Origin of the sequence: Rhodococcus sp. IEGM 1379 (assembly GCF_030056815.1) — a bacterium.
Lineage (GTDB): Bacteria > Actinomycetota > Actinomycetes > Mycobacteriales > Mycobacteriaceae > Rhodococcus_F.
Genome location: NZ_JASHKR010000023.1, coordinates 24,113 through 50,568, shown reverse-complemented (window position 1 = coordinate 50,568; position 26,456 = coordinate 24,113). Strand labels below are relative to the sequence as shown.

The window sequence follows — 26,456 nt, the reverse complement described above, 5'->3', positions numbered from 1 at the left end:
CAAGCACTTGCTAGGTAGCGTGTCAGGTAGGAGTCCAGTGACCGAACAACCGAGAACCATCCCATCAGCCCTCATCCGGGCCGCCGAGGAGTTCGGTGATCGCGCGGCAATCGCCGATGGCGACACCCGACTGACCTTTGCACAGCTGCACCAGCGTGTCCGCGATTTTGCAGGCGCACTGATTACCCGCGGAGTGAAGGCCGGCGACCGCGTCGTCATCTGGGCACCCAACACCCATCATTGGGTGATTGCTCTTCTGGGCGCGCAGTATGCCGGAGCCGCAATCATCCCCATCAACACCCGATACACGGGCACCGAGGCACTCGACATCATCGAACGCGTCGACGCCGCTGCCTTGGTCATCGTCGGCAAGTTCCTCAAGGCCGACCGGTACCAGCAGCTACTCGACGCGAATCCCGACCTGTCGATCCCCACTGTCATCCGGGTCACTGTCGACGGGGACGATGCACGTGACGGCGTCGTCGAGTTCGAGGACTTCGTTGCCCTCGCCACCGACGACGCTCGCGCCGAAGCAGACGCTCGGGCAATAGCAGTGCAGCCTGACGACATCAGCGACATCCTCTTCACCTCCGGGACGACGGGACGCAGCAAGGGCGCGATCAGCGCTCACCGCCAGTCCATCGGCGTCGCGCAGGCCTGGGGAGAAAACGCCGAGGTGACGGAGAAAGACAACTTCCTCATCATCAGCCCGTTCTTCCACACCTTCGGCTACAAGGCCGGAATTCTGGTGTGTCTGCTCAACGGCGCAACGATCGTTCCGGTGTCGGTCTTCAACATCGACGAGACTCTGGCACTGATCAACAGCGAGCAGGTCAGCATCCTGCCGGGTGCTCCGACGATCTACCAGACCATCCTCGATCACCCCCGCCGCGGCGAATACGACCTGTCGTCGCTGCGCATCGCGATCACGGGTGCCGCTCCGGTACCGGTCGCCCTGGTCGAGCGCATGCAGGGCGAGCTGTTCGACGCAGTTCTCACCGCCTACGGTCTGACCGAAGCCGTTGTTGCCACCATGTGCCGCACCGACGACGATCCGGTCACGGTCTCCACCTCTTCGGGACGTGCGACAGCCGATTTCGAGGTCAAGCTGGGCGATCAGAACGAGATCTTGCTTCGCGGACCGAATGTGATGCTCGGATACCTCGACGATCCCGAATCGACCGCCAAGGCCATCGACGCCGACGGCTGGTTGCACACCGGTGACATCGGAACCCTCGACGAGCGTGGATATCTCGATATCACCGACCGTCTCAAGGACATGTACGTCAGCGGCGGATTCAACGTCTACCCCGCCGAAATCGAAGGAATGCTGGCTCGTCTGCCCGGCGTCCACGAATCGGCTGCCATCGGCATTCCCGATCACCGGATGGGCGAGGTGGGACGCGTCTACATCGCTCAACTCGATGGCGCCGGTCTCACCGAAGAGTCGGTGATCACCTTCCTCAAGGAGAAGATCGCGGGCTTCAAGGTTCCCCGTGAGGTTCGCTTCGTCGACCATCTCCCGCGCAACCCTTCGGGCAAGATTCTCAAAACAGTTCTGCGCGAGGAACAGTCATGACCGTTCCCATCGAAGTTGATGTCGTAACCTACGAGGTTCGCGGGTCCGTCGCGCTTGTGTCCTTGAACCGGCCCGATTACCGCAATGCCCAGAACTCTGTCGTGACCTACGCTCTCGACGCAGCATTCCAGCGCGCCGTCGAAGACGACGACGTCAAGGTCATCGTCTTGGCGGGCAACGGACCTCACTTCAGTGCCGGACACGACCTGGGAACTCCGGGCCGCGACCATCACGTCGAGTACGAGAACAAGGCCACCATGTGGTGGGACCATGTCGACAAACCCGGTGGTGACCAACGTTTCGCTCGCGAGATGGAGGTGTACCTGGGAATGTGCCGCCGCTGGCGGGAGATCCCCAAGCCCACCATCGCCATGGTGCACGGCGCCTGCATCGCCGGCGGACTCATGCTCGCCTGGGTCTGCGACATGATCGTCGCCTCCGACGACGCATTCTTCTCCGATCCCGTTGTCCGCATGGGCATTCCCGGCGTGGAGTACTTTGCACACCCGTGGATGGTCGGATCGCGTTTCGCCAAGGAGATGCTGTTCACCGGAGACCGATTCACGGCGCAGCGCGCCTACGAAATCGGCATGGTCAACCGCGTCGTCGCTCGCGACGAACTCGAAACGGAGACGTTCGCACTCGCCGAACGTATCTCGGAGATGCCACGCTTCGGCTTGGCGCTCACCAAGAAAGCAGTCAACCAGTGTGAGGATCAGATGGGGATGCGCAACGGCATCGACTCCGTCTTCGGTCTCCATCATTTCGCTCACGCCCACAATGCCGAAGTAGGCAAAGATTCACTTGGCGGTCTCGATGCCAAGGCAATGGCTGCCAGCGCTCGCAAGCCGCAGGAAGGAACAAACTAGTGGATCTCGTATTCGACGACGCCACAACCGCATTCCGTGACGAGGTCCGCTCGTTCCTGGAAGCGAATGTGCCCGCCACACCCCTGAAATCGATGGATACCGCCGAGGGCTTCGAAGAGCACCGTCAGTGGGAGCACACTCTCGCCGACGCCGGCTACGCCGTCGTTTCGTGGCCCAAGGAACTCGGCGGACGCGACGCGTCACTGCTCGAGTGGGTCATCTTCGAAGAGGAGTACTACCGCTCCGGCGCACCGGGACGTGTGAGCCAGAACGGCATCTTCCTCTTGGCGCCCACACTTTTCGAGCATGCCAATGCCGAGCAGCTCGCTCGCATCATGCCGCGCATGGCCCGTGCCGACGATATCTGGGCGCAGGCCTGGTCCGAGCCCGAGTCCGGCTCCGACCTCGCAAGCCTGCGCTCGAGTGCCACGAAGGTCGACGGCGGCTGGCTGCTCAACGGCCAGAAGACGTGGAGCTCGCGTGCCAGCTTCGCGGACTGGGGCTTCGGCCTGTTCCGCTCCGATCCGGATGCGCAGCGCCACAAGGGCATCACGTACTTCATGTTCGACATCCGGTCGAAGGGCGTCACCGTACGCCCCATCGATCAGCTCGACGGAGAGCCCGGCTTTGCCGAGATCTTCCTCGAGGACGTCTTCGTTCCGGACGACCCGGCCAACCCCGGCAAGTCCGGTGTGATCGGTAGCGTCAACGAAGGCTGGCGCGTCGCGATGAGCACCGCCAGCAACGAGCGCGGACTGTCTCTGCGTAGCCCCGGCCGCTTCCTCGCCACCGTCGACCGCCTGCTCGAGCTGTACAAGGCCAGCGGACGCACCGACGACAGCGCACTGCGCAACAAGGTTGCGGACGCCTGGATCGGCGCTCGGGCCTACCAGCTCAACACTTTCGGCACCGTGACGCGTCTCGCCGACGGTGGACAGCTCGGCGCCGAGTCCTCGATCAACAAGGTCTTCTGGTCCGAGTGGGATATCGCTACCCACGAGACCGCCCTCGACCTGCAGGGCCCCGAAGCCGAGCTGGCCGACAACTGGATGGACGGATACCTGTTCTCCCTGTCGGGTCCGATCTACGCAGGCACCAACGAGATTCAGAAAAATGTCATCGCTGAGCGTCTGCTCGGCCTACCTAAGGCGGACCGATGAGATTCGCGCTCGACTCCTCCCACCAGGACTTCGCTGCGAGCATCGATGCGTTGCTCACCAAGTCCGACATGCCCGCCGTCATCCGCTCCTGGAACGACGGTGACACCGCACCCGGCAAGAAGGTGTGGCAGCGCCTCGCCGAGACCGGCGTCAACGGCCTCGTCATCGCCGAAGAGCACGACGGTCTGGGCGCCGACGCCATCGACCTCGTTGTCGCGATCGAACAGCTCGGCCGCCATGCCGTTCCCGGCCCGGTTGTCGAAACCATCGCAGTAGTACCGACGCTCCTGGCTTCGGTTGCACCGGAACGCCTCTCCGCTCTGGCCGAGGGTTCCCTCGCGACGGTTGCAGCTCCCCCGAACACGCCGTTCGCACTCGATGCCAACTCCGTGGACCTGGTTCTGCTCGCACAGGGTGGCGCAGTCAACCTGGGTGTCGTCGGCGAAGCCAAGGCGTCGGTAGACCTCTCCCGCAAGCTCTTCGAGGTCACCGCCGGTGATTCGCTCGGCAACGCCGACTTCTCGGCAGCCTTCGACATGGGTGCGCTGGCTACGGCAGCTCAGCTCCTGGGCCTCGGACAGACGCTGCTCGAGATCAGCACCGAATATGCGAAGCAGCGCAAGCAGTTCGGCAAGGTCATCGGACAGTTCCAGGCCATCAAGCATCATCTCGCCGAGGTTGCCGTTTCCCTCGAAATGGCTCGCCCGCTGCTGCACGGTGCCGCGCTGTCGGTTCGCGACGGCTCCGCGGATGCTTCGCGTGACATCTCCGCCGCCAAGGTCGCCTGCGGTGACGCCGCCTACAAGGCTGCTCGCGTCGGTCTCCAGGTTCACGGTGCCATCGGTTACACGATGGAACATGATCTCTCGCTGTGGCTCACCAAGGTACGAGCACTGCTCACTGCCTGGGGTACTCCGGCAATGCACCGCACACGCGTCGTCGAATCGCTAGTCTCGGCGTCATGAGCATCGACACCGAGGATCAGGCGGCGCTGCGCGCGTCGGTACGCGACCTCCTGAGCAAGCACTCCGACTCCGCTGCCGTCCGCGCAGCCATCACCACCGACATCGGCTACGACGCCGCTCTGTGGAACAAGCTGTGCGAACAGATCGGCGTCGCCGCACTGGCGATCCCCGAGGAGTTCGACGGCGTCGGAGCAAGCTTGGCTGAAGTTCATGTGGTCCAGGAAGAACTTGGCCGCACACTGACTCCGTCGCCGATGCTGGGTTCCGCGATTCTCGCGGCGCAGGCACTGCTGCTCTCCGGTGACACCGACGCGTGCTCGCGTCTGCTCCCCGGTGTCGCCGCCGGCGAAAGCACCCTCGCACTGTGCTGGGCCGGCGCTGCCGGCTGGAACACCTTCGGCGTCGAAGCCACCGAAGATGCGCTGAACGGCACGGCTGCGTATGTCCTCGACGGGCATGTCGCCGATACTCTGCTGGTACTGACGGCCGACGGTTTCTACGAAGTGGATCCCGCAGCCGAAGGTGTCTCCCGGCGACGGGTTCCCACGATGGATCCGACGCGAACCCTCGCGGAGGTCACGTTCTCCGGTGTTCGCGGACGCCCGTTGCAGTGGTCCGAGAATCTGGTCGATCGCATCCGAACGGTTGTCTTGATCGCATTGTCCGCCGAGCAGGTGGGCGCGGCTGCCGCCATCGTCGAACAGACTGTGGAATACACGAAGTCCCGCAAGCAATTCGGTCGCGCGATCGGTTCCTTCCAGGCCCTCAAACATCGGATGGCCGACATGTACGCGTTGGTCGAGACCGCACGGTCCATGACCTACGCGGCTGTGGCAACACAGTCTGCCGGTGATGCCGCAATCGCCAAGGTGTACTGCTCGGAAGCCTTGCAGCAGATCACGTCCGAGGCCGTCCAGCTTCACGGCGGAATCGCCATCACGTGGGAGCACGACGCTCAGCTGTACTTCAAGCGTGCACACAGCAGTGCGCAGTTGTTCGGACAGCCAAGTGCCTATCTCCCCGAGTTGGCAACTGCCGCAGGGCTCTAGTACTTAAGTTGGATCTCTGAGCAAAACCACCCCAATGCCCCCTCAGCCGAAATATGCTGAGGGGGCATTGGCGTCAAACTCACCCAGACCGTCTGACATTGCGGGAAGGGAATGCATGGCCGGCTAGCTGAGGAGGCCTTTCTCCTCGCCGTAACCCGACCAGCGCCACGCAAGATTCAAGCTGTCTTCGTTCACTGAATGGAATGCCCACTGGTTCGGTGTGCTTCACCGCGCAGAATGGGAAACGGCACAATCCACTTCGACAGACCGGAGAGTCTTCATGAATCGCTTCGACAACAAACGTGTCCTCATCAGTGGTGCGGGATCCGGCATCGGACAGGCCACAGTTGCTCGGATCCTGTCCGAAGGCGGCACCGTTGTCGCAGCCGATATTTCGGAAGACGGACTGGAACTCACTCGGGCCGCAGCCGTAGCAGCCGGTGACGGCGACCGGCTCACCATCGTCACCGTCGACATCTCCAACGAAACTTCCGTGCACGAGCAGATCGGCTCTGCCATCACCGCACTCGGCGGACTTGACGTGCTGGTCAATGCGGCTGGAATTCTGCGTTCCGCACACACCCACGAGATGTCACTCGACTTCTGGAACACCGTCATCGGCGTCAACCTCACCGGCACGTTCCTCATGACTCGTGAGGCTCTTCCGGCGCTGCTCGAAACCGGCAACGGCGTAGTGGTCAACTTCAGCTCCACGTCCGCAACATTTGCCCACCCGTACATGGCTGCCTACGCCGCATCCAAGGGCGCCATCCAGTCCTTCACGCACGCAATCGCTCTCGAATACAGCAAGCAGGGTCTGCGCGCTGTTGCCGTCGCGCCGGGCAGCATCGCGTCGGGAATGACCTCCAACCCCGGATTCCCCGAAGAGATCGACTACTCCCTCATCAGTAAGTTGCTGCCGGCCATCGGCAACGGCTTTGCTCCCCCATCCGCAGTGGCCGGCGTGATCGCGATGCTCGCATCCGAAGACGGATCCTTCGTAACCGGAACCGAAATCCGCATTGACGGCGGCACACATATGTGACCGCGTGACTACGCAGGGAGTTCCGGACGGCATACTTATGGTGTCGCCCGGAACGCGCCCGGCGGCACAAACTTCGGCGGGAGCCAGCGATGAGTGAACCGACAGGCAACACGCAACTCGAGCCTGTGTTGATCAGTCCCCTCGTCAGCGGCATGATCCGCACCTGGTCCGAGGACGAGACCCACTTGTGGAGCGTCGACAATCCCGAAGCCCTCGACAAACTCCTCGGACGCGGAATGATCTCCCGGACGATGATGCCGGACAACAGATTTCGTGAAGTTGCCATGCTGGATATGCAAGCGGGAACACTCACTGTTCAGCCGCGTTTCGCATCCCCCGATAGCGCCGCACTCTCCGAGCCTTTCCAACTCGGTGATGCGATCCCCGTCGTCGGAGATCCGTGGGACGATCTCGAACTTGCACTCGCATCGGTTGCACTCTCGGCCGCCGGACGCGGTGAATTCTGGCTCGCAGAACTCGGCGGCTGGGACGCACCCGCGCAACCACACTGCCTGTTTGCCGTGATCAGCGAGGACGGTACGGCCAGCGCCGTCATGGAGGCAGCGCCGGCACCCGCCGATACCGGCGTCTGGCCTGAAGTTCCGGACGATCAACCAGGAGTGTCGGTGGCTGCGCCGGCATCACAGGACACCATCGAAGCCGCCGGCGTCTTCGCCACAGCAGCGATCCAGACCTGGAACGTCCACCCGTGGGACGTTGCCCTTACCTTCGGGAAACTCGAAGATTTTGCCTGATCGCGCCTCGGATGAGTTGAATGTCTCCACTCAGACTCCTGGTCACGGTTCATCACAACACCCCGGATGACCACGACATCAGACCTTTGGATGTGCATACTGAGGGAACTGGGCACTCCCCGGTTACAGATACTTTGGATTCACTCTGGAAGGTTTCAATCATGGCAACCGACCAACTGCAGACCGTTGTACTGCACGGTGACCAGCTGAAATACATCGATCAGGGGGAAGGCCCCGTCGTCGTTTTGATCCATGGACTACTCGGCGCGCACTCCAACTGGGAGCCGCAGATCGAAACACTTTCGCGGCGCTACCGCGTCATAGCGCCCGATCTTTTCGGCCATGGCGCATCCGACAAGCCTGCCGGCGATTACTCACTGAGCGCGCATGCTGCAACTATGCGCGACCTACTCGAAGCCCTCGATATCCCGTCGGCCACAGTGGTGGGCCATTCACTCGGCGGCGGGGTCGCCATGCAAACGCTGTACTTGTTCCCGGACCGCGTCGAGCGCCTGTGTCTTGTCGCCAGCGGCGGCTTGGGGCCGGAGGTCAGCCCGCTGCTCCGCGCGGCAACGTTGCCGGGCAGTGAGTTGGTGCTTCCCCTCCTCGCTTCGAAGGCGCTGACCAACGCCACGGACAAGGTGCTCGAACAGTTCAACAAGATCGGCCTGTTCAAATTGGGTGCGAGCGCCACTGAGGCGCGCAAGAGCTTTGCGTCCGTCGCCGACGCGTCCACTCGCCAAGCATTTCTGGCGACAGCCCGATCGGTGATCAACTACCATGGTCAGACTGTCACGGCTACACCACATTTCGAGAAGTTCAAAAACCTGCAGGCACTCTTGGTCTGGGGTGCGGAAGACAGCATCATTCCCAACGCCCACACCCAGAATGCGGTTGCAGAGCTCCCTCTCGGACGCGTCGAAATCTTCGCTCGCGCAGGTCATTTCCCGCATCTTGACTACCCGGATCGTTTCGATCGGGTGTTCTCGGAATTCATGACCGATTGTGGAGTGGGTATCGGCACCGGCCCGAAGGCCGTCAACAACGGAAACTACTGATCTGCCACCAGTTCCTCGAGATAGCTCGCAACCCCGTCGTTGTTGTGGCTCGGCAATACCCGATCGGCTAGTTCGAGGATCTCGGGCAGAGCGTTCGACGGCGCCAGAGCGGTGCCCGCCCACATCAGCATCGCCATGTCGTTGAAGGCGTCACCCGCGGCCGCAACCTCCGAAGGCTCAATGTCTTCTGCCGCGCACAACTGCGCCAGCGCACTGGCTTTGGACACACCGGCCGCAGCCATTTCCATGTACGGGGCACCCGAATGGGTCAGTTCGACGCCGGCAATCCCGGCAGCCACCGCAGTCCGGTAGAGGTCAGCACTCGGAACGTGCGGGTGCCGAGCAACAATCTTTACCATCGGTTCGATATCCAGCGGCAAAACGTCGGCGAGAACCATCTCGTGGAGGTGGCGGTGATGATCCGAGAAGTCGCACAGCGCAGCGTATTCCGGTTCCGCAAAGAATTGGGTAGGCCCGACGTTCGCAAACACCACACCCGGAATCAACGTGCGAATCTGATCCATTGCCGTTGCCGCCAAAGATGTTTCGATGGAAATCGTGTCGACAATCCTCGGGGTTCCGTCGGCAAGATCGAGTATGACGGCACCGTTAGCGCACACCGCTTTACCGCGAAATCCGCAGGAACTTGCGAGAGTGTGCACGGAATGGCGCGCTCGCGCTGTAGCCCACACAACTTCGATTCCCGCGAGTCTCGCATTCTCCATCGCCTGCGCCGTACGCTCCGAAATTGTTCGATCGGAGCGCAGCAGAGTGCCGTCGAGGTCGGTGGCAAACATTCGGATTCCAGTCACGTCGGTAAATGATGCCAGGAAAACCTCAGACGACCTCGCTAGCCTGGATACATGAGCATCCCCGACATCACGCTGAATTCCGGAACAACCATCCCTCAACTCGGCCTCGGCGTCTGGCAGGCCACCAACGACGAAACCGAACACGCAGTGCGATTTGCGCTCGACGAGGCCGGTTACCGCCACATCGACACGGCCGCGGCGTACGGCAACGAAGAAGGCGTCGGACGCGGTATCGCTAGTTCCTCGGTTCCCCGCGAAGACATCTTCCTGACCACCAAGCTGTGGAACTCGGATCAGGGTTACGAACCTGCATTGAAGGCATTCGATACGAGCATCGACAAGCTGGGCGTCGATTACGTCGATCTCTACCTCGTTCACTGGCCGCTCCAGGACAAGGAACGTCTGCTCCGCACCTGGGACGCGATGGAGAAGATCGCCGAATCCGGCCGCGCGAAGGCTGTCGGTGTTTGCAACTTCGAACCCCACCACCTGCAGCTTCTCGTCGACCGTGGTGGGCTGCTCCCGGCGGTGGATCAGGTGGAACTGCATCCACACCTCCCCCAGCACGCGATTCGCGAGAAGGCTGCCGAGCACGGAATTGCCGTCGAATCCTGGAGCCCGCTCGGCGGTACCAGCAACGCCGGATGGGGACCCGCATCCAAGCCGAATACGCTTCTGACGGATCCGGTCATCACCCGCATCGGTGACCGTCACAGCAAGTCAGCGGCGCAGGTATTGATTCGTTGGCATCTGCAGAACGGTTTGATCGTGATTCCCAAGTCCGTTCACGACGCCCGCATAGCCGCCAATATTGACGTCTTCGACTTCGAATTGACCGAACTCGACCTCAGCGAAATTGCGACGCTCGACGACGGTACCCGCGTCGGCGCACATCCGGACGAACTTAATATTGGTGCGCCACAGTAATTTTCGATAGTTCCTGCAAGATCACCATTACTCGTTCGAGGGGTTCGATGCTGCGCGTCGTCTGGCACAGTGCAACGGCCCCCTCGATCGAGGCGATCGTCAGGTTTGCCATCGACTGCGCCTGTGCTGCCGGTGAACCTGCGGCTTCCAGCGCGGTCTCGACAAGTGTCTGCCAACTGGCGAGAACCTCGGCAGCAGCTTCCGCAACTTCGGGCTCACTCGCTCTGGCCAGCCCGCCGGCGATGACGGGACATCCGATCGCGTAGTCGGAATGTGCGAGGTTACGACGCCAGATATCGCCGACGGCATCGATGACATCGGCGGGCGAACCGGTGACTGCTGCCGCGCTGATCCTGCGGGTGATTATCGCGCCGGCCGCCTGCACGGCCTCGACCATCAACTGCGTCTTTCCACCGGGAAAGTGGTGGTAGATGGAACCACGCGGCGCCCCGCTGTGCTTGATCACGTCGTTGAACGAGGTCGCGTCGACACCGTTGCGGCTGATCAACTCGACTGCGCTGCGAACCATGCGATCACGTGAGCTCAGCTCTGCCATGTCCCCAGATCCTTCGGACGTCGGTACACCTGTCGACTCATAGGCTACGTTATGTATGACGACCTACATACTGATGGGATGAAAACAATGAGTGACGAGACGACCGCGACAGTCGACCCAGCGCAGATGACGGGCCTCGAGCTTCTCCGTTGGATGGGAACACAGGTCACCGATCGTCCCAGCATCGGGCGCCTCCTCGGAATGGAGATGCGCGAGATCAATGAGGGATCGGTAACATTCGCCTTGACCCCACGAGATGATTTCAGCAACCCGCTCGGCACAATGCACGGCGGTATCTGCGCAACGCTGCTCGACTCGGTCATGGGCTGCGCGGTCCACACCATGCTTCCTGCCGGCGTCGGATATACAACCCTCGAACTCAAGCTCAACTACATCCGAGCCGTGCCTCTCGACGGGGACGAACTGACCGCACACGGAAGTGTTATTCACGTGGGCGGACGGACCGCCACCGCTGAGGGCAAAATCCTGGACAAGAACGGCAAGTTGGTGGCACACGGAACAACCACCTGCATGGTCTTCCGCTGAGCCGGGAAGGCGAGAAAGTTGCTGAGCCGGGAAGGCGAGAAAGTTGCTGAGCCGACGGGAGCAGGGCACGAGCGTCGATGTACCATCGCGTCGTGACCTTGCTTCCTACGCACACCTGGTGGCTTGACCGCTGACGGTCAGCCGCAATTGCGTGCTGCCCCGAATCAGATCGGGTGGTCCGCACGCTCCTGCATTGGATCACCCGATACCTCAAACGTCAGGTACCGAAATCCATGAAGGAGAGTTAGTTGACCACCACACCACTCAACCGTTCGCTCGAGCCTTTGGGCGTATCCATCCCGTCGAAGGTTCCGACGCACTGGTACAACCTGGCGGCCGACCTCCCCGAACCCGTCCCGCCGCACTTGCACCCCGGTACCCGTGAGCCGCTGGGCCCCGAGGATCTGGCGCCGCTGTTCCCGATGAGCCTCATCATGCAGGAAGTGGCGACGGAACGATACATTGAGATTCCGGAGACCGTCCGCGAGATCTACGGCATGTGGAGGCCCTCTCCGCTGGTCCGTGCACATCGGCTCGAGCGCGCCCTGGGAACGCCGGCCCGCATCTACTACAAGTATGAAGGCGTGAGCCCCGTCGGTTCACACAAGCCGAATACCGCTGTAGCTCAGGCGTATTACAACGCACTTGAAGGAACCACCAAGCTCACCACCGAAACCGGCGCAGGCCAGTGGGGCGCATCGTTGTCCTTCGCCGGCGCCCTTCTCGGACTCGAGGTCGAGGTCTGGCAGGTCCGCTCGTCCTTCGACTCGAAGCCGTACCGTCGTATCCAGATGGAGGCCTACGGTGGAATCTGCCACCCGTCGCCGTCAGATCTGACGGAAGCTGGTCGCGCACTTCTGAAGTCGCACCCCGGCACCTCGGGGTCACTGGGTATGGCGATCAGTGAGGCAGTCGAGGTTGCTGCTCAGGATCCCAATACCCACTACTCCCTCGGTAGCGTCCTGAACCACGTCATGCTGCATCAGACCGTCATAGGCCAGGAAGCAATGGTTCAGCTCGAAGAGGCCGGCGACGCCGTGCCGGACATCGTGTTCGGTTGTGCTGGTGGAGGTTCCAACCTAGCTGGTCTGACGTTCCCGTTCCTCGGACACAATCTGCGTGAGGGCACCAAGACTCGCCTCGTCGCGTGCGAGCCGTCAGCGTGCCCGTCCTTGACCGAGGGTGAGTACCGCTACGACTTCGGTGACGTTGCGGGCCTGACGCCGCTGCTCAAGATGCACACGCTGGGCAAGGATTTTGTTCCCCCGGCCATCCACGCCGGCGGTCTGCGGTACCACGGCATGTCGCCGATGGTCTCGCACGCTGTCAACCTCGGTTTGATGGACGCCATTGCGGTCGGTCAGGATGAGGCATTGCAGGCAGGTCTGGTGTTTGCCCGCGCCGAAGGCATCATCCCCGCACCCGAATCGACTCACGCCGTCGCCGGTGCAATCGCCCACGCGCGCAACGCGACCGAGCCTGAGGTGATCGTGATCGGGTTGTCCGGCAATGGTCAGCTGGATCTGCCCGCGTACTCGCAGTACGTCTGACGAACAGGTATCGGCACCTCCCCTTCCGGGGAGGTGCCGACTCTGCCGGTCACGCCGCAGCACGCACTCCACGAGCCTGATCTAGAAGTAATGCATGCAACGGGTGATATGAACTGGCCGGACTGATTTCGACGATCGAGCCATCCGACAGCGACCTTCTGAGAGCACCGACCTTGACGCCATTCCTCGTGAGCGCCCGGATCTCCTGAAGACCACTACGGGTGGGGGCAACCTCGTACTCGTACCGGCTGGGATCGAAAAGATCTCTGCGCCAGACGGTTTCCTCGCCGAGGACTGTGATGCCGACCGTTTCATCGTGAGCAACCGTACCCACAGTGAAGACAATCTTTCCCCGAGAATCCTTGTGCGACTGCGGAAATCCCACTACCAGGACGCGTCCTCCCCCGGCAACGATCAAGTCACCCGGGACCAGGGTCGCTGGATCGAGCAGATCTTCGGGACTCAACTCAGCGTGATCAAACACATTTTCACTCACTACGAACTCCTGCGGCTTGGCCCGCCACGGACGGGGGCGCTCTTGCCCGTACCGGTCGGTGCGGACCGCTTCGTCATCCGAACCACCCCGGAACGCCAGTGGGGTTGGTGTGCGGCCAGTCGGAGCTTGGCACCGCATCTCGTGAAGCTGACCCAAGGGTACACGAAAGCCTCGAAAGGTCACATCTTTTGAGTACCGACCAAGTTTCCGCGGGCACGGGCCTGCCGCGCAATCAGCTCGAGGGCAAGTAAGGCCAGCACGGTAATGAGCACTGTCACCGCCACCACGACCCCGGACGGATATCGCCAGAAAACCAATACGGCTACAGCAATGGCAACAAACAAAACTCGAAGCGCCACAATATATTTAGCACATATCTCTTCGAACGCGTTGGGCTCACGATCCGAATCCGACCTGACGGAGTCGACAGCCTTGCTGAACCCGCGGCGCACGGCGCTGGCCGATGCCGAGTGGCCAGTGAGGTAGCCGACCACCGCGACGACAACGGCGAGAACGAATACAGCGCGCAGGCTGGTCTTGAGCGGCAAGAGAAGCGTGTCGATGAGTACCGCCGCCGCTTGAGGCGAGAGGACATCCGACGGAATATCGTCCAGATACACTGCTCGCCCGATACTCAGCGCTATCGCCAGGAGCGCCATCGCCACTGCAATGCTGAGGCCGACCAAGGCCAGGGCGCGTCGACGCGACCCGGTAGGTGCGCACCACATTGCCCCCGCGGCCGCGATCAGAATCAACCACGGCAACACGGCGGACGCTTTGTCCAGAGCCGACACCACCCGCTGCGCCTTGACCAGGTTCGGTGACTCGAAAATCACGAACGTCTTGTTCACGTCCGGAATCTTGTCGGCAAATGCAAACCCACGATCGGTGAGTACAGTGCTGGCCCTTTCGATGATCGGTGCAAGGGAGATGCTGACCGCGCCCTGATCATTGATCTGAATTCCAGCTCTTGTATCGCCGGTCAGTACGGCCGTCAGAGATTGGTGGGCCTGTCGGTTCGCCTCAATCCACAGCGTTTCGAACTGATCCGAGGCCACCAGCGATCCCACCGCCTGATGGATGAACGATTTCGCTTGATCCGCAATCACGGGCGCGAGCCCCACCACTACCGGGGGTACACGCTCCGCATTCTCGGTCAGAGTCGTCAACGCGTCTGCGGTCACCTTTTCGATATCCAATTGGGAATCGATCTCATCGGTGATTCTGTCGGTGATTTCGCCCTGTAGGACCGGATTGGACCCCAGCGGCGAGACGGTCTGCACATAGCGGTCGGTATCGAGCACTTCGCTGCGCACGTACCGAGCAAGAACACCACAGAAGGACAGCACCAGAATCAAGACGAGGAGGATCCCGACGCCGGTCCACCGAAGTCGGGAGTGGCCGCCACGCTTCCCGCCGTCATGCTTCTCTCCGCTAGCCGCCGCCAGTTGGGCGCGTAATTTCTCCAGTTCAGCACGCTCCGAATTACTGAGCGGTTCGGCATCTGCGGAGTCCATGTGGGGTCTCGGTATCGCTCGATCAAGCGTCGACAGCGGAGGCAATGCCTTCAATAAGTACCCGGCATCCGGGCGCTTAACCCGAGTAGGGCCGAATTTCGCGACGCAATCCGCTGGCCCGGAGTACCTGACGCTCGACGCCCGCCCGCACGGACTCCTCTGTTCCGATCACCCGAACATGGGTTCGTGCGCGAGTGATAGCGGTGTACAACAACTCTCGGGTCAGTAGCGACGACGCCTCCGCCGGCAACATCACCGAGACCGTGTCGTACTGGCTGCCCTGGCTTCGGTGAATGGTCATCGCGTACACCGTCTGCACAGCCGACAACGAGCTCGGATGCAACTCGAAAGTCTCGTTCCCGCGTTGGAACGCAGCCATGAGTACGCCGTCGCCGCTATCGACGATCACCCCGGTATCGCCGTTGTAGATGCCCACCTCGTAGTCATTGGCGGTCACCAACAACGGCTGACCGGGATACCACTGCGCAGGGTTCAAGAACTGCCCGGATGCGCTGCCAGCCCAGTCCATGGCGTGCTGCGCCCAGCGACTGACTCCGTACGGGCCGTCACGGTGAGCGCACAGCAGTCGGTGCGTTTCCATGCTTTTCACGGCGCCTGATGCGTCGCCCCGTTCCGCGAACCTGGTCACGGCCTCGGAACTGCCGACTAGATCCGCACGCAAGGAGTCCAGATCGTCGGGCGAGTGGAACGACACGGCAGGATCGCCGCTGCGAAGGATTGCGATGACCTCGGCAGCCTTGCCCTCTCGGACCGCGTGCGCCAACCGCGCGATAGTTCCGTCGAATCTTCTGCCACGGGAAAGCTGCACTATGCCGGCGCGAAGGCGGTCTCGATCAAGATCGGAGAGCGATTCTTCCGCATCGCGATCAGCAAGGTCTTCAGCGACCACATCGTCGAGCACCGGGTTGCCCGGTGCCTGTGACGGCCTTGCAACAAGGTCGGCGAGAACAGCGCCGGCGTCGACGGAGGTCAGCTGATCCGGGTCACCGACCAGAAGCAACCTCGCATCAGGACGCACAGCCTCGAGCAAGCGTGCCATCAACGTCAATGACACCATCGAGGTCTCGTCCACCACAACCACGTCATACGGCAGTCGATTGGACGCGTTGTACTTGAATCTACTGGCACTACCGCGCTGCCAACCCAACAACCGATGCAGGGTCATCGCGGTCAGTTCAGAGGGAAGTCCCAACAGCTCGGCTTGCTCACGTACCGATTCCTGCAGTCGTGCAGCGGCTTTGCCGGTGGGCGCGGCGAGTCCGATCCTTACCGTGGAATCATGCTCGGCTACGAGGAGCGCAAGAATGCGTGCAACCGTGTGAGTCTTGCCGGTTCCCGGACCGCCGGCAACGACGGTGGTCCAGTGTGTGAGCGCGAGCGCCGCCGCCACACGCTGGCGGTCCGGACTGGGTGTGGGCACCGCATTGTCAACGAAGAATCTATCCAACCCGGCACGAACCGCATCCAAATCTATTGCCGGATGTGTAACGGCTCGTTCGTCGAGCACCCGGCGAATAGTCTGCTCCTGCAAGAAGTACCGATCGAGGTACAACAATTCGCCGTCGTCGGTATCCACTAGACGCAGTGGCCGCAGCGGGCCGGCTGTTCCACCGATCACCAATGGACTGAGCCGCAACGCACTGACAATCGCGTCGGGTTCCGGCCACGGCAACGCCGCGAGGTCGGCTTCGGTAGCGCCGTCCACGATGACCAGATGCATGCGTCGCAGATCCAGGCATACCGATCCCGAGCGCACCGCGCGTACAGCGAGGGCGGCAACCAGCATGACGTCGTGCGAGGGTTCGCCGCCCAAAGCGCACAGCCTGGCTGCCACATGGACATCAGCGGCCACAAGAACTCCAGCCTCGTTGAACGTGCGCACTATCCCCCGCGCTCGCTGAGCCAGTTGCGCGTCGGTCATCGGGACTCCTGCACGGCATCGACGGACGGGATATGGCCTGCAAGGAGATCCGAAAGCTCGACTACCAGCGTGGCTGGCGGCTTCCACTCGAACACGCCGCAGTCCGGTGGGCTGCCTTTACCGAGCATGCCGCGGACGAACTGGTACTGCGCACCGCCGAGATGCCGGTATGGATCGTAATCTGCGAGCCGCCACCGTAAATACCGGTGCAGCGCAACCGAATACAACAGGGCTTGAAGTGGGTAGTGCGAGCGGATCATTTCGGCCGCCATCAAGTCCCGGGTGTAATGGGCCGCAGTGAGATCACCTCGGCCCAACCGGTTGGTCTTGTAGTCGACGATCACGAACGAAGGACCCGGGATCCGCAGTACCGCATCGATGCTTCCCGTCAGAAATCCCCGCATAGGCATGGTCTCGACACGGTCGAGATGGTCTGCGTAACCCACAAGGATGTCGTCGTGCGGCAAGTGCTTTCGGAGGAGGTCCGCTACCCGGTGGAGCGTGACACTCATTAATACCGGATCGTCACCACCGGCCAACGGCAGCTCGAAGTCCAACTCCGGCAGTCGATTCGATGGTGTGATCGTGGCCAAAGTTCCGAAACCCAAAGGCGTCTGCATCACCAACAACAAGGCATCGGCAAGTGCTTCCGGATCGATATCCGCTGCCCGCGCTGATACTGCCTCGCTACACCGATCACCGAGTTCGCTGCGCAAATCCTGCGCCGACGTGTCCACTACTTCAAGGATTTCGTGAACCAACGTGCCGAAAGCTGCGCCTGCGGGCAAACCGTTCATCGGCGACGGCAGTGCTTCCAGCGGCGACGCTACTACCGGACCGGCCTCGACGGATTCTTCCGGTTCGTCATCCTTCCCCGGATTCTCGACCTCACTGTCAGCAGTGGGTGCGTGGTGAGCGCCCGCCGTCAATGCCGAATACGATGTCCGACGCCACAGCGTGTCCAGATCACGATCGAATCGTGCAGCCTCCAATGTGTAAGCCTCGGTGCCGGATTCAGACCACCGCTCGACGGATGGCGGGTGCGGCCCCACGGATTCAACGGAAATCACACCCGACTTCTCGGCCGGCCACGATTCCAGACGCGCCGCGATGACGCCGTCGTCAAGCACCTTCACTACCCGCGCAGGATCGGTAATTCCAGGACTACGCCCGAGAAGCAGCCTGTGCAACGCAGACCGTGACGTACCGAAGGCCGGTGCCCACCAGAGGACCAGCTGACATTGCGCCCTGGTGAGTGCCACGTACAGCAGACGCAATTCCTCGCCCGCACTTTCAGTTTCAGCCGTCAGCTTCCTGGCGCCGTATCCCGGACCGTATTCCCCACCGACATCAAGCAGTCTGCGTCCATCCCCGTCGTGAAGCATCTGAGTGGCCGCAGCGAATCCGCCGACGCTGTCCCAACCGAAGGGCACGTACACAATCGGGAACTCGAGTCCCTTACTGGCGTGAACCGTCGCGATCTGCACCGCCGCCGCATCACTGTCCAAACGTCGGCTGCGATCGGTCACGCTTCCCGAAGCAGGATCCTTGATTCGATCACTGAGCCAACGCACCAGCGCACTCAACCCGAAGGACTCTTCTACCGCGACTCGGCCCAGCAACTGCGCGATATGCCGCAGGTCTGTGAACTGCCGCTCACCCGCCGGCGCTGACAATATCCTTTTCTCCAAACCTGTTTCAGCAGAAATACGTTCGAACACCGCGGCAAAACCGATACGCCCGAACAGCTCGGCAAACACCCGCAACTGACCCGATACGGCAGCAACGACGGTATTTCCGTTGGAATCCACCGCCTCCGGCGTATACCCCAAAATCGGGGACAATGCGGCCAACCGCACTCTGTCGCTGCGATGCGGCTGCTCGACGGCCTGCAACAGCCACAACCAGTGCTGGGCACTCGGAGTCGCGAAAACGCTCGAGCCTCCCGCCAACACCGAGGGAACACCGACACACTCGAGCATGCCGCGAATCATCTCGGCCTGCTTGTGATTACGCACCAAGACTGCCACGTCACCAGGCACTACCGAGCGTGGGGAACCGCCGAGACTCAAACTCGAACCACTCTGCAACAGACGCACCACGTCCGCAGCAAGATCCTCGGCGATTCGACTACGCAATCTACCAACCGCCGGGAACTGTGACCGGTTGAGCGGGCCCACACCCGTTCGAGGCAGATAACGCAATCGCAAGGGAGGCTGACCGGAGAGCCGGGAAACCTTGTGCGACGGCGTAACCGGATGCGCCACGATGTCTTCGTTACCGAGCGCAGCACCACCGTACAGGTGTTGGAGCGCCGTCAGAACTCCCGGATCACTGCGCCAGTTGGTAGTAAGTTCCTGATGTGAATCGGCCTGCCGGACTGCGTCCAAGTAGCTCAGCACCTCGGCACCACGGAACGCGTAGATGGCCTGCTTAGGGTCACCCACCAGGACAAGCGTCGTATGTCCGTGAAACGCGAGTCGCAAGATTTCCCACTGCAGTGGGTCGGTATCCTGAAACTCGTCGATGAGAACTACCCGGAACTTCTCGCGCACCCGACGGCACGCCTCAGGCCCGTAGTCCGGATCGGCGAGCACACCGTGCAGGAGGGTCAAGAGATCGTTGAAGTCGCGAATCCCTTTGGCCCGCTTACGTCGTTCGACCTCGCCCCTCGCCGCAGCCGCGAACAACACTCGCTGGCCGGGGACGGTTTCTTCATCAGCATCCGGTTCGAGGACTGCCTGTCCATCCGCCACCGCACTGCGCGCGATTGCCAGTGCGTCGCTTATCGAGAACGGCGGTGACGTATCCAGAGCGCTGTACCGAATGAGATAGAGGTCAGTGACGACCTCGGCAATCAGGTCGTCAACTGATTCGACAAACGTCGCGTCAGGTTCCCGTTCGCCCGCGATGCCCAGACTGTCGAGCATCCGCTGGCAAAAGCTGTGCGTCGTGGTCATGGTTCCGGAATCGAACTCGGCAAGTGCCCGGAGGAGTCGACGACGGCGGATTGCTACCTCGTCATCTGCGGCGGAGGCTAGGTAGCTTATTAGCTCATCCTTGGATGAGCGAGCATTGTCGATGTCGGCCAGTGCTGCCGAAACACCGGAAAAACGCTCACGCGTACGTTCGCGAAGTTCTTGTGTGGCAGCCCTGCTGAATGTCACCAGTAGTACCTGCGAAATGTCGGCCAGTCCTTCGGCCACGCACCGAGTAGCCAAACCCACAATCGCGTAGGTCTTACCGGTACCGGCGCTGGCCTCCAACACCGTCGTCCCGGCGGGAAGTTGCCCTAACAGATCGAAGTCCATGTCTACTCCGCACTTTCATTGGCCAGCAAGGGCATCCACAATCGGTTGGCCAGAACTCCGAACCTGGTCGGTTCTTCGGCCCACACACATTCGTCTTCGAGTGGTGCACCTGCCGCAAGATCGGCGAAGGCACCCGATTCTCCGAATACGTAAACATTGCTCGGATCAACTCCGTCGCCGAACGAGCGTCCCCAGGTTGCCTCGGCACTACTCATCGCGTTGTCGATCGACTGACCACCAAAACGCCGGTTCGCGTAGTCGGCAGTGGCATTGGTCCACAGCGGAATCGGCTCATGCAAACCTCGATCGCGAAGATCGACCAACTGACGCAGTACGTCCAGCGCGTTGGTCGGAGCAGCCAGAATCGACCGGGTGGCCGGGCGCCTGTTCCCTCCGCGGCCCACCGTTACCGCATTGACCTGTCCGTCAGTACCCGCCGCTGCCAGCGCCAAGAGATTAACCCACGCCGTCAACCTGTGTTTTGCCGCCAGCGACGAATACTGCGCCCGGACAATCGAATTGCCATAGACACCCGTCACCGTTCCGTTGAGTCGTCGATGGTCACCGATCTCGACCGATACGTCGACCGAGGTAGCGTCACCGCTCATATGCGGCAACGTGAGGCCCGCCAACTGGTCCACTACCCACTCGACGTTGCCCAGCACCGTGTTACCGAGTGAGTACGGCGGCAACGTTCCACGGCGCCATTCGGCTGCCCGGAAGTCTGCGGAACTGCGCCCGGCCAAGCGGGAGAAGAGCATTCGATCTCCCAACTCCCAGGTTGCCAGCCCGTCGAGTTCCGCGTCGAGTGAATCTGCGATGTCGTCGCCCGCCTCCGGAACCCGTACACCGAGCCGTTGACGGAGGAACCCCCGCGCGGGATGGATCAGGAAAGACACCAGATCTGCCAGATCCACATCACCGCTCGGCATAGGAGGTAATGGCGCCGAGCGGACCGTCTGCGGTTCGATCGGCGTTCCCCCGATGGCCCGTGCGCCTGCCAGCGCGGCAGCATCGAAGCTAAATGGACTGCCGAGCTGGAAGTTCCGCCTGTCGAAGGACTGCAACGGATGCCGCGTGAGTACCTGCGTCATATCTTCCTGCCCGACCGTCGATTTCAGGACGTCGAGCAAGCCACTCAGAGGAATTGCCGGTGGACGGATTGCTCCGGTGACCGGATCTGCTCCGGTGTACAGGAGAAGCAGATGCTCCCCGGCCGACATGACTGCGTCGAGGAGAAGTTGCCTGTCTTCGCTTCGCAGATCCCGTTCCCCGACAATAGGATCGCGGGCCAGGATGTCATCGCCGTCGACACCCCCGGATCGAGGGAATACCTCGTCGTCGAGACCGAGTAGAACAACGACGCGGTGCGGTACCGAGCGCATCGGCACCATACTGCACACAGTCAACTCACCAGTGCGAAAGTTGGCGCGAGTCGGCCTGCCCGCCAAGCTTTTCGAGAGAAGTGCGCGGATGTCGGACAGTGCAAGCGTGGTGCCGGATCCGAACTGGAGCGCACTTGCGAGTTCACTGTGCGCCGACGCGCTCTGCCACGCGTCGGCCGGCGCAGCATCGGTGAGCAGATCGAGAGCTCGGACGAGTACGCGAAGCCACTCCGACGGCGAATGAGGCCCGGCCACATCACGCAGCGATACCGCCAGGCGGTCGATGTACTCGGCAAATCGTCCACTGAGGTCGATGTCGGTGCTCTCGACGTCGTCGAGTGGCAACGCCAGATCCAGCCACGCATTCTCCGACTCGTCTGCACTTGCACCCAACAAGATTCGGTCGACAGCTGTGTTGAACGTGTTCTGTTTGAAGCCTGCCAGGCCGAAGTTGGCTCGTTGCCGACTGTCGATTCCCCACCGCGCGCCGGCCGCTGTGGCCCATTCACGGAGCCGTTCCAACTCGTCGTCGGAGAACGAGAAACGTGTGCGTACCGGTTCACTCGCTGCCAGGTCGAGAACCTGACTGGCGGTTGCACGACCGTCGGCAAGCTCGAGCAGGGTGGCCAGTACAGCCAGCATCGGATTAGTTTGGCGTAGACCGCGATCGGCCAGGCGGACACGAAGCCGGTGTCCGGGGTGTCCGTGAATTCCCTGGCCGAATGCCGCGCGCACCAAGGGTGAAAATGTTTCGACGTCCGGGCACATGACAAGAACGTCTCGAGGTTCGAGGGTGGGGTCGTCCTCGAACAACCGCAGCAGCGATTCCCGCAGAACCTCGACTTGACGAGCGGGACCGTGACAGGCATGAACCTGCACTGTCCCATCAGCTTTCACACCGGACACTGGCGCGCGGTCCGCAATGATGTCTGCTTGCACTGCCGCAAGCAGGGTCTGAGTTCTGGGCTCAGCGGGCAGATGCACCGATGCGAACTCGATCGTTGAAAGACTCGACTGCATCTCTCGAACATCGCGGGCCAGGCTGGACAACAACGGATTCGGCGAGATCAGGGCAGAAGTATCCGCCGAACGACGGGCAGCCGTCGGCAATTCCTTGCTGAGTTGCTCCCACAACGCCGGGCTGGGATGCGGCAACCACACATGCACATCGCGGTGAACAGCCAATGCATCGAGAACCAAACGTTGATCGACCGCGAGGCGGGTAGGTCCGAACACCGAAAATCGTTCGGGCAGATCAACCAACGACGCATCCTCGCGCAATGCCTGGCACACCGACACGAGACGCTCAGCTGGGCCAGGCGCATCAATTCGGTCTGCAACAATGGTCCACAATCTGGCCTGCCACGCGAAATCCTCGGCAAGCGGTGATCCATGGCCGTCGGTGAACCGTCCCGCCGCCCAGTCGATCAGCATCTGTGGGCGCTGCGCGCTGTAGCTGCGGAACAAGTCGGTGACGTGCGACGCCGACGCGAACCGTCGGCCCACCCCGAGCCCCCGAAGGTGCTTTGCCAAGACCCCGCACCACGGTTCGGTAATGGAATCGTCGATGGCATCAAGAACAGTCCACACCAGACGCGTCGGTGCCCAGGGATCGTTGTCCGCGCTGACGCCACTGACGGTGGCGAGCGCCTGGTCGACCAAGCGAGCCGGAGACGGGAAGCTGATGTTCGCGGAAATTCCGTCCTGCAACGACGCCGTCGTGGTACCCAAACGTGCCGAAAGCTGCTGGTTGAGCCAACGTTCCACACCTCTCGCGGGAACGGCGACGATTTCCCGGGCAAAGGGATCGGACAGCGGCGCGCGAAGGAGATTGGCCAGAGCTGCGACCAGTGTGTCGGAGCGCTCTGCGCGATACAACGTCAACACTCGAACGCCCCTTTTCACCCGATGAGGTTTCTATCTCACCACGGCGCACCGACACGTCTCGCTCGCTGGACACCTGCGAAGTACTACTGACCACATGTGAATCGTAGATTTGCGTTGATCAGTACGTTCAGCCGTCGTCTCATCAGGACGACGTCCGAGTCGGACGGTATCGGGTCATCCACGAACAGCGTCCAACACAACATCGTGCTGTTGCCGACTGCTTCGATGTCGAATCGAATAATCGCGTCGGGCCGACCCCGCCAGATCGACGACCAGATCACCAACCCAGGATCGACAGTCTTGACAATCTCAGGTTCGGTCCCGCCCTCGAACACATCGAGCCAGTGCCGGGCTGGCTCCCGATGTGGTTCGACCAACGCCTCGAACACGAACCGCGCAGGAGGTGGTTGGCTTCGGCGTCGACTGGCGACCTGATACATGCCAGAAGCCTAGCTGCTGCGCCTGTACAGGAGTTCGACAGTTCAGCCGAAAGCGTGAGGCGCCTCCAAGAGGTGATGCGCGCGTATACGTCGTGACGCATGCAACGATTGATGATGGTGATGATGCGTCGGACCGCGAGCATGACGAACGAGGTCGTGAATACTTCGAATGATGTTTGACATGACGGCCCTTTCCGACGGGGTGCTATTGCCGTGAAATCGCGACCCTCGCCACCTCTTCCGGATCGATGAGGTGGGAATGGTCGTCGTCTCCGACGTCCAACTGCACGACGTCTATGCGCCCGTTGAACTTGGTAGAATCGCCGTAATCGGTACTGACCGGCATTCCGTAATCGTCTCCGACATCGGTTGTTTCGTCCGCCGAGAAGACCATCGGCTGGGTCAGTTCGACGCGACCGGTTCCCACTGGCTTTCCGTCGTAATACAACGTGACATCTCCGCCTTTGGCGAGACCACCACCGTCGTATGCAAATTCGGCCCGAATCTGATGCTTGCCCGACGGGAGATCCTCACCGGCCCCGGTGATGAACTCGGTCATGCCGAGGAGGTTGTACACGAACTTGGCGCGGCCTTCTTTGACATAGAGGCCCCACCCTCCAAATCGGCCACCTTGTGCGATTACAACACCCTGCGCGGTAATTCCCTCCGGAATATCGACTGCCGCAGTGACACTGAACGATCGATTCTTGATTCCGAGCACACTGTGCTCACTCAGGCGCTTCATGCCCGGAAACAGAACCTGACGTTTACCCGAAATCAATTGTGGCCGGCCGGCAATCGCCGGATTGAACCGCTCGAATCTGCGATCGTCGATCGGAAGAACGTTGTACTTCACGGCCTCGATCAGCCACAGTCGCTGCAATGATGCCAACCGATCGGGCATCTCAGCAGCGAGGTCGTTCGCTTGCGTCCAATCCTTTGTTCCGTCGTACAACTCCCACACGTCGTCGTCGAGTGCCGGCAACTCCTGGCTGAAGAGCCACGGGATACTGTGCCGAGTGACGGCACTCCAACCCTTGTAATAGATTCCGCGATTGCCGACCATCTCGAAGTACTGCAGATCGTGACGCTCAGGCGCCGATGCGTCTTCGAAGGAGTACGTCATGCTCGTGCCCTCGATGGGCGACTGCTGCACACCGTTCACGAAGGTGGGCTCCGGTAGTCGTGCAGCCTCGAGAATCGTTGGTGCGACGTCGATGACGTGGGTGAACTGTGAACGCGTCTCACCCTTGCTCGCGATCCCCGCCGGCCAATGCACGATAGTGCCGTTACGAGTGCCACCCCAGTGTGAGGCAACCTGTTTGGTCCATTGGAACGGAGTGCACATCGCCCACGCCCACCCTACCGAGTAGTGGTTGTACGCGTCCTTGGTACCGAATAGATCCTTGACGCCCACCATGAACTCCGGCGTCTCGATTGCCGCGAGGCCGTTGAAATTGGCCATCTCGTTGAAGGCACCGTTGATGGTTCCTTCTGCCGAGGCCCCGTTGTCTCCGATGATGTAGTACACCAACGTGTTCTCCAGCGCACCGAGTTCCTCGATGGCATCGACCACGCGACCCACGTGATAGTCAGTGTGTTCGAGAAAGCCTGCGTAGACCTCCATTTGACGCTCGAGTACCGGTTTGAGTTCATCACTCATCGTGTCCCACGCCGGAATCGCTTCGGGACGAGGGGTCAATACCGCATCGGCCGGTACTACGCCTCGCTGCTTCTGCTGCTCCAGAATTGCCTCTCGCTGCGCATCCCAGCCGCCCGCGAATCGACCGATGTACTTGTCGGCCCATTCTTTCGGAACATGGTGCGGCGCATGCGTAGCGCCCGGCGCAAAGTACATGAAGAACGGCTTTTCCGGCGCCAGGGCCTTCTGCGTCCGAACCCAGTCGATCGCATGGTCCGCGAGGTCTTCGGTGAGGTGATAACCCTCCTCCGGCGTCTTCTCCGGTTCTACCGGGGATGCTCCCTCGTACAGCGCTGGATAGTACTGGTTGTTCTCTCCGCCGATGAAACCGTAGAAGTGCTCGAACCCTCCCTCTCCGGTGGGCCAAGCCGTGAACGGACCGACCGGCGATGTCTGCCAGGGCGGCACCTCATGGCACTTGCCGAATTGAGCCGTCGAGTATCCGTTCAGTTTCAACGTCATCGGCAGTGCTGCTTTGGTGTTCGGCTTCAAACCCGACATGCCGGGAGCCGACGTCGCAGTCTCCGTGATCGAACCCATCCCGACCGAGTGATGGTTGCGCCCGCTCAGAAGAGCAGCTCGCGTCGGCGCACAGAGGGCTGTGGTGTGAAAACGGTTGTAGGTGAGCCCATTTTGCTGCAATCGCTCCGCGGTCGGATTATTCGACGGCCCACCGAAAGCGCTACTGGCACCGAACCCCACATCGTCGAGCAGAATCACCAGCACGTTCGGGGCACCCGCTGGAGGCAACTGCGGTGTGATCGGCGGGAACGTCGTGTCCGGATCCTTCGCGTCGTAGGTCACCAACCCCAGATATTGGTGATCCGGGACCGGCAGTACCTCGCGTCGCTGACTCGTCGGATCCGTCATGGCAATTCGCACCCCGTCCATTCGCCTTCACTCCT

The 26,456-nt window shown here is 61.5% G+C and carries 20 protein-coding genes and 1 riboswitch; of the genes, 11 read left to right on the top strand and 9 right to left on the bottom strand.

Features of this window, described 5'->3' with window-relative positions:
• Positions 1–37: 37 nt before the first annotated feature.
• The 8 genes from QM600_RS14960 (at position 38) to QM600_RS14925 (ending at position 8,480) form a co-directional block, all read left to right on the top strand.
• Positions 38–1,579 (top strand): FadD3 family acyl-CoA ligase, encoded by a 1,542-nt coding sequence (locus tag QM600_RS14960; RefSeq protein WP_283262265.1) that lies wholly within the window; start codon positions 38–40, stop codon positions 1,577–1,579.
• A complete protein-coding gene (locus tag QM600_RS14955; protein WP_283262264.1) occupies positions 1,576–2,448 on the top strand; it encodes an enoyl-CoA hydratase in 873 nt (290 codons plus the stop codon). The genes QM600_RS14960 and QM600_RS14955 overlap by 4 nt, the downstream gene beginning before the upstream one ends.
• A complete protein-coding gene (locus tag QM600_RS14950; protein ID WP_283262262.1) occupies positions 2,448–3,608 on the top strand; it encodes an acyl-CoA dehydrogenase family protein in 1,161 nt (386 codons plus the stop codon). The genes QM600_RS14955 and QM600_RS14950 overlap by 1 nt, the downstream gene beginning before the upstream one ends.
• Complete coding sequence (locus QM600_RS14945) at positions 3,605–4,573, top strand: acyl-CoA dehydrogenase family protein (protein WP_283262261.1); 969 nt, start codon at positions 3,605–3,607, stop codon at positions 4,571–4,573. The genes QM600_RS14950 and QM600_RS14945 overlap by 4 nt, the downstream gene beginning before the upstream one ends.
• A complete protein-coding gene (locus tag QM600_RS14940) occupies positions 4,570–5,622 on the top strand; it encodes an acyl-CoA dehydrogenase family protein (protein WP_283262260.1) in 1,053 nt (350 codons plus the stop codon). Before QM600_RS14945 ends, QM600_RS14940 begins: the two co-directional genes overlap by 4 nt.
• Before the next feature lie 280 nt (positions 5,623–5,902).
• Positions 5,903–6,667, top strand: coding sequence for an SDR family NAD(P)-dependent oxidoreductase (locus tag QM600_RS14935; RefSeq protein ID WP_283262259.1), 765 nt, complete (start codon positions 5,903–5,905; stop codon positions 6,665–6,667).
• A gap of 89 nt (positions 6,668–6,756) precedes the next feature.
• Positions 6,757–7,422, top strand: coding sequence for a hypothetical protein (locus QM600_RS14930; RefSeq protein WP_283262258.1), 666 nt, complete (start codon positions 6,757–6,759; stop codon positions 7,420–7,422).
• Between the two features lie 161 nt (positions 7,423–7,583).
• Positions 7,584–8,480, top strand: coding sequence for an alpha/beta fold hydrolase (locus QM600_RS14925; protein ID WP_283262257.1), 897 nt, complete (start codon positions 7,584–7,586; stop codon positions 8,478–8,480).
• Here the strand turns inward: QM600_RS14925 and QM600_RS14920 are convergent.
• A complete protein-coding gene (locus QM600_RS14920) occupies positions 8,474–9,292 on the bottom strand; it encodes an HAD family hydrolase (RefSeq protein WP_283262256.1) in 819 nt (272 codons plus the stop codon). The genes QM600_RS14925 and QM600_RS14920 overlap by 7 nt on opposite strands.
• Before the next feature lie 51 nt (positions 9,293–9,343).
• On the opposite strand from QM600_RS14920, the gene QM600_RS14915 reads away from it, so the two are divergent.
• Complete coding sequence (locus QM600_RS14915) at positions 9,344–10,219, top strand: aldo/keto reductase (protein WP_283262255.1); 876 nt, start codon at positions 9,344–9,346, stop codon at positions 10,217–10,219.
• Here QM600_RS14915 and QM600_RS14910 read toward each other — a convergent pair.
• Positions 10,197–10,775 carry a TetR/AcrR family transcriptional regulator gene (locus tag QM600_RS14910; protein ID WP_283262254.1) on the bottom strand — a complete coding sequence of 193 codons (579 nt, stop codon included), beginning with the start codon at positions 10,773–10,775 and terminating at the stop codon, positions 10,197–10,199. The two genes, QM600_RS14915 and QM600_RS14910, sit on opposite strands and share 23 nt — an antisense overlap.
• Positions 10,776–10,862: 87 nt before the next feature.
• Between QM600_RS14910 and QM600_RS14905 the strand changes: the two genes are divergently transcribed.
• Together QM600_RS14905 and QM600_RS14900 are read left to right on the top strand one after the other, a co-directional pair.
• Entirely contained in the window at positions 10,863–11,321 is a 459-nt protein-coding gene (locus tag QM600_RS14905; RefSeq protein WP_283262253.1) for a PaaI family thioesterase, read from the top strand.
• Between the two features lie 248 nt (positions 11,322–11,569).
• A complete protein-coding gene (locus tag QM600_RS14900) occupies positions 11,570–12,871 on the top strand; it encodes a TrpB-like pyridoxal phosphate-dependent enzyme (RefSeq protein ID WP_283262252.1) in 1,302 nt (433 codons plus the stop codon).
• Between the two features lie 49 nt (positions 12,872–12,920).
• On the opposite strand, the gene QM600_RS14895 is transcribed toward QM600_RS14900, so the two are convergent.
• The 7 genes from QM600_RS14895 to QM600_RS14865 form a co-directional block, all read right to left on the bottom strand.
• Entirely contained in the window at positions 12,921–13,367 is a 447-nt protein-coding gene (locus tag QM600_RS14895) for a hypothetical protein (protein WP_283262251.1), read from the bottom strand.
• 33 nt (positions 13,368–13,400) lie between these two features.
• Positions 13,401–13,514, bottom strand: a riboswitch (SAM riboswitch).
• A gap of 32 nt (positions 13,515–13,546) precedes the next feature.
• On the bottom strand, positions 13,547–14,884 hold the full coding sequence (locus QM600_RS14890) for a hypothetical protein (RefSeq protein WP_283262250.1): 1,338 nt from the start codon (positions 14,882–14,884) through the stop codon (positions 13,547–13,549).
• 76 nt (positions 14,885–14,960) lie between these two features.
• The gene (recD, locus tag QM600_RS14885) at positions 14,961–16,826 is read right to left on the bottom strand and encodes an exodeoxyribonuclease V subunit alpha (RefSeq protein ID WP_283262249.1); all 1,866 of its coding nucleotides are present in this window, start codon (positions 16,824–16,826) and stop codon (positions 14,961–14,963) included.
• Positions 16,823–20,137, bottom strand: coding sequence for a UvrD-helicase domain-containing protein (locus QM600_RS14880; RefSeq protein WP_283262248.1), 3,315 nt, complete (start codon positions 20,135–20,137; stop codon positions 16,823–16,825). Before QM600_RS14880 ends, recD begins: the two co-directional genes overlap by 4 nt.
• A 2-nt stretch (positions 20,138–20,139) precedes the next feature.
• Positions 20,140–23,409, bottom strand: a complete 3,270-nt coding sequence (gene recC, locus QM600_RS14875; protein WP_283262290.1) for an exodeoxyribonuclease V subunit gamma — start codon at positions 23,407–23,409, stop codon at positions 20,140–20,142.
• Positions 23,410–23,492: 83 nt separating this feature from the next.
• Positions 23,493–23,849: a hypothetical protein gene (locus QM600_RS14870; RefSeq protein WP_283262247.1), complete on the bottom strand. Its 357-nt coding sequence runs from the start codon at positions 23,847–23,849 to the stop codon at positions 23,493–23,495.
• A gap of 205 nt (positions 23,850–24,054) precedes the next feature.
• Entirely contained in the window at positions 24,055–26,421 is a 2,367-nt protein-coding gene (locus tag QM600_RS14865; protein ID WP_283262289.1) for an arylsulfatase, read from the bottom strand.
• Positions 26,422–26,456: the final 35 nt, after the last annotated feature.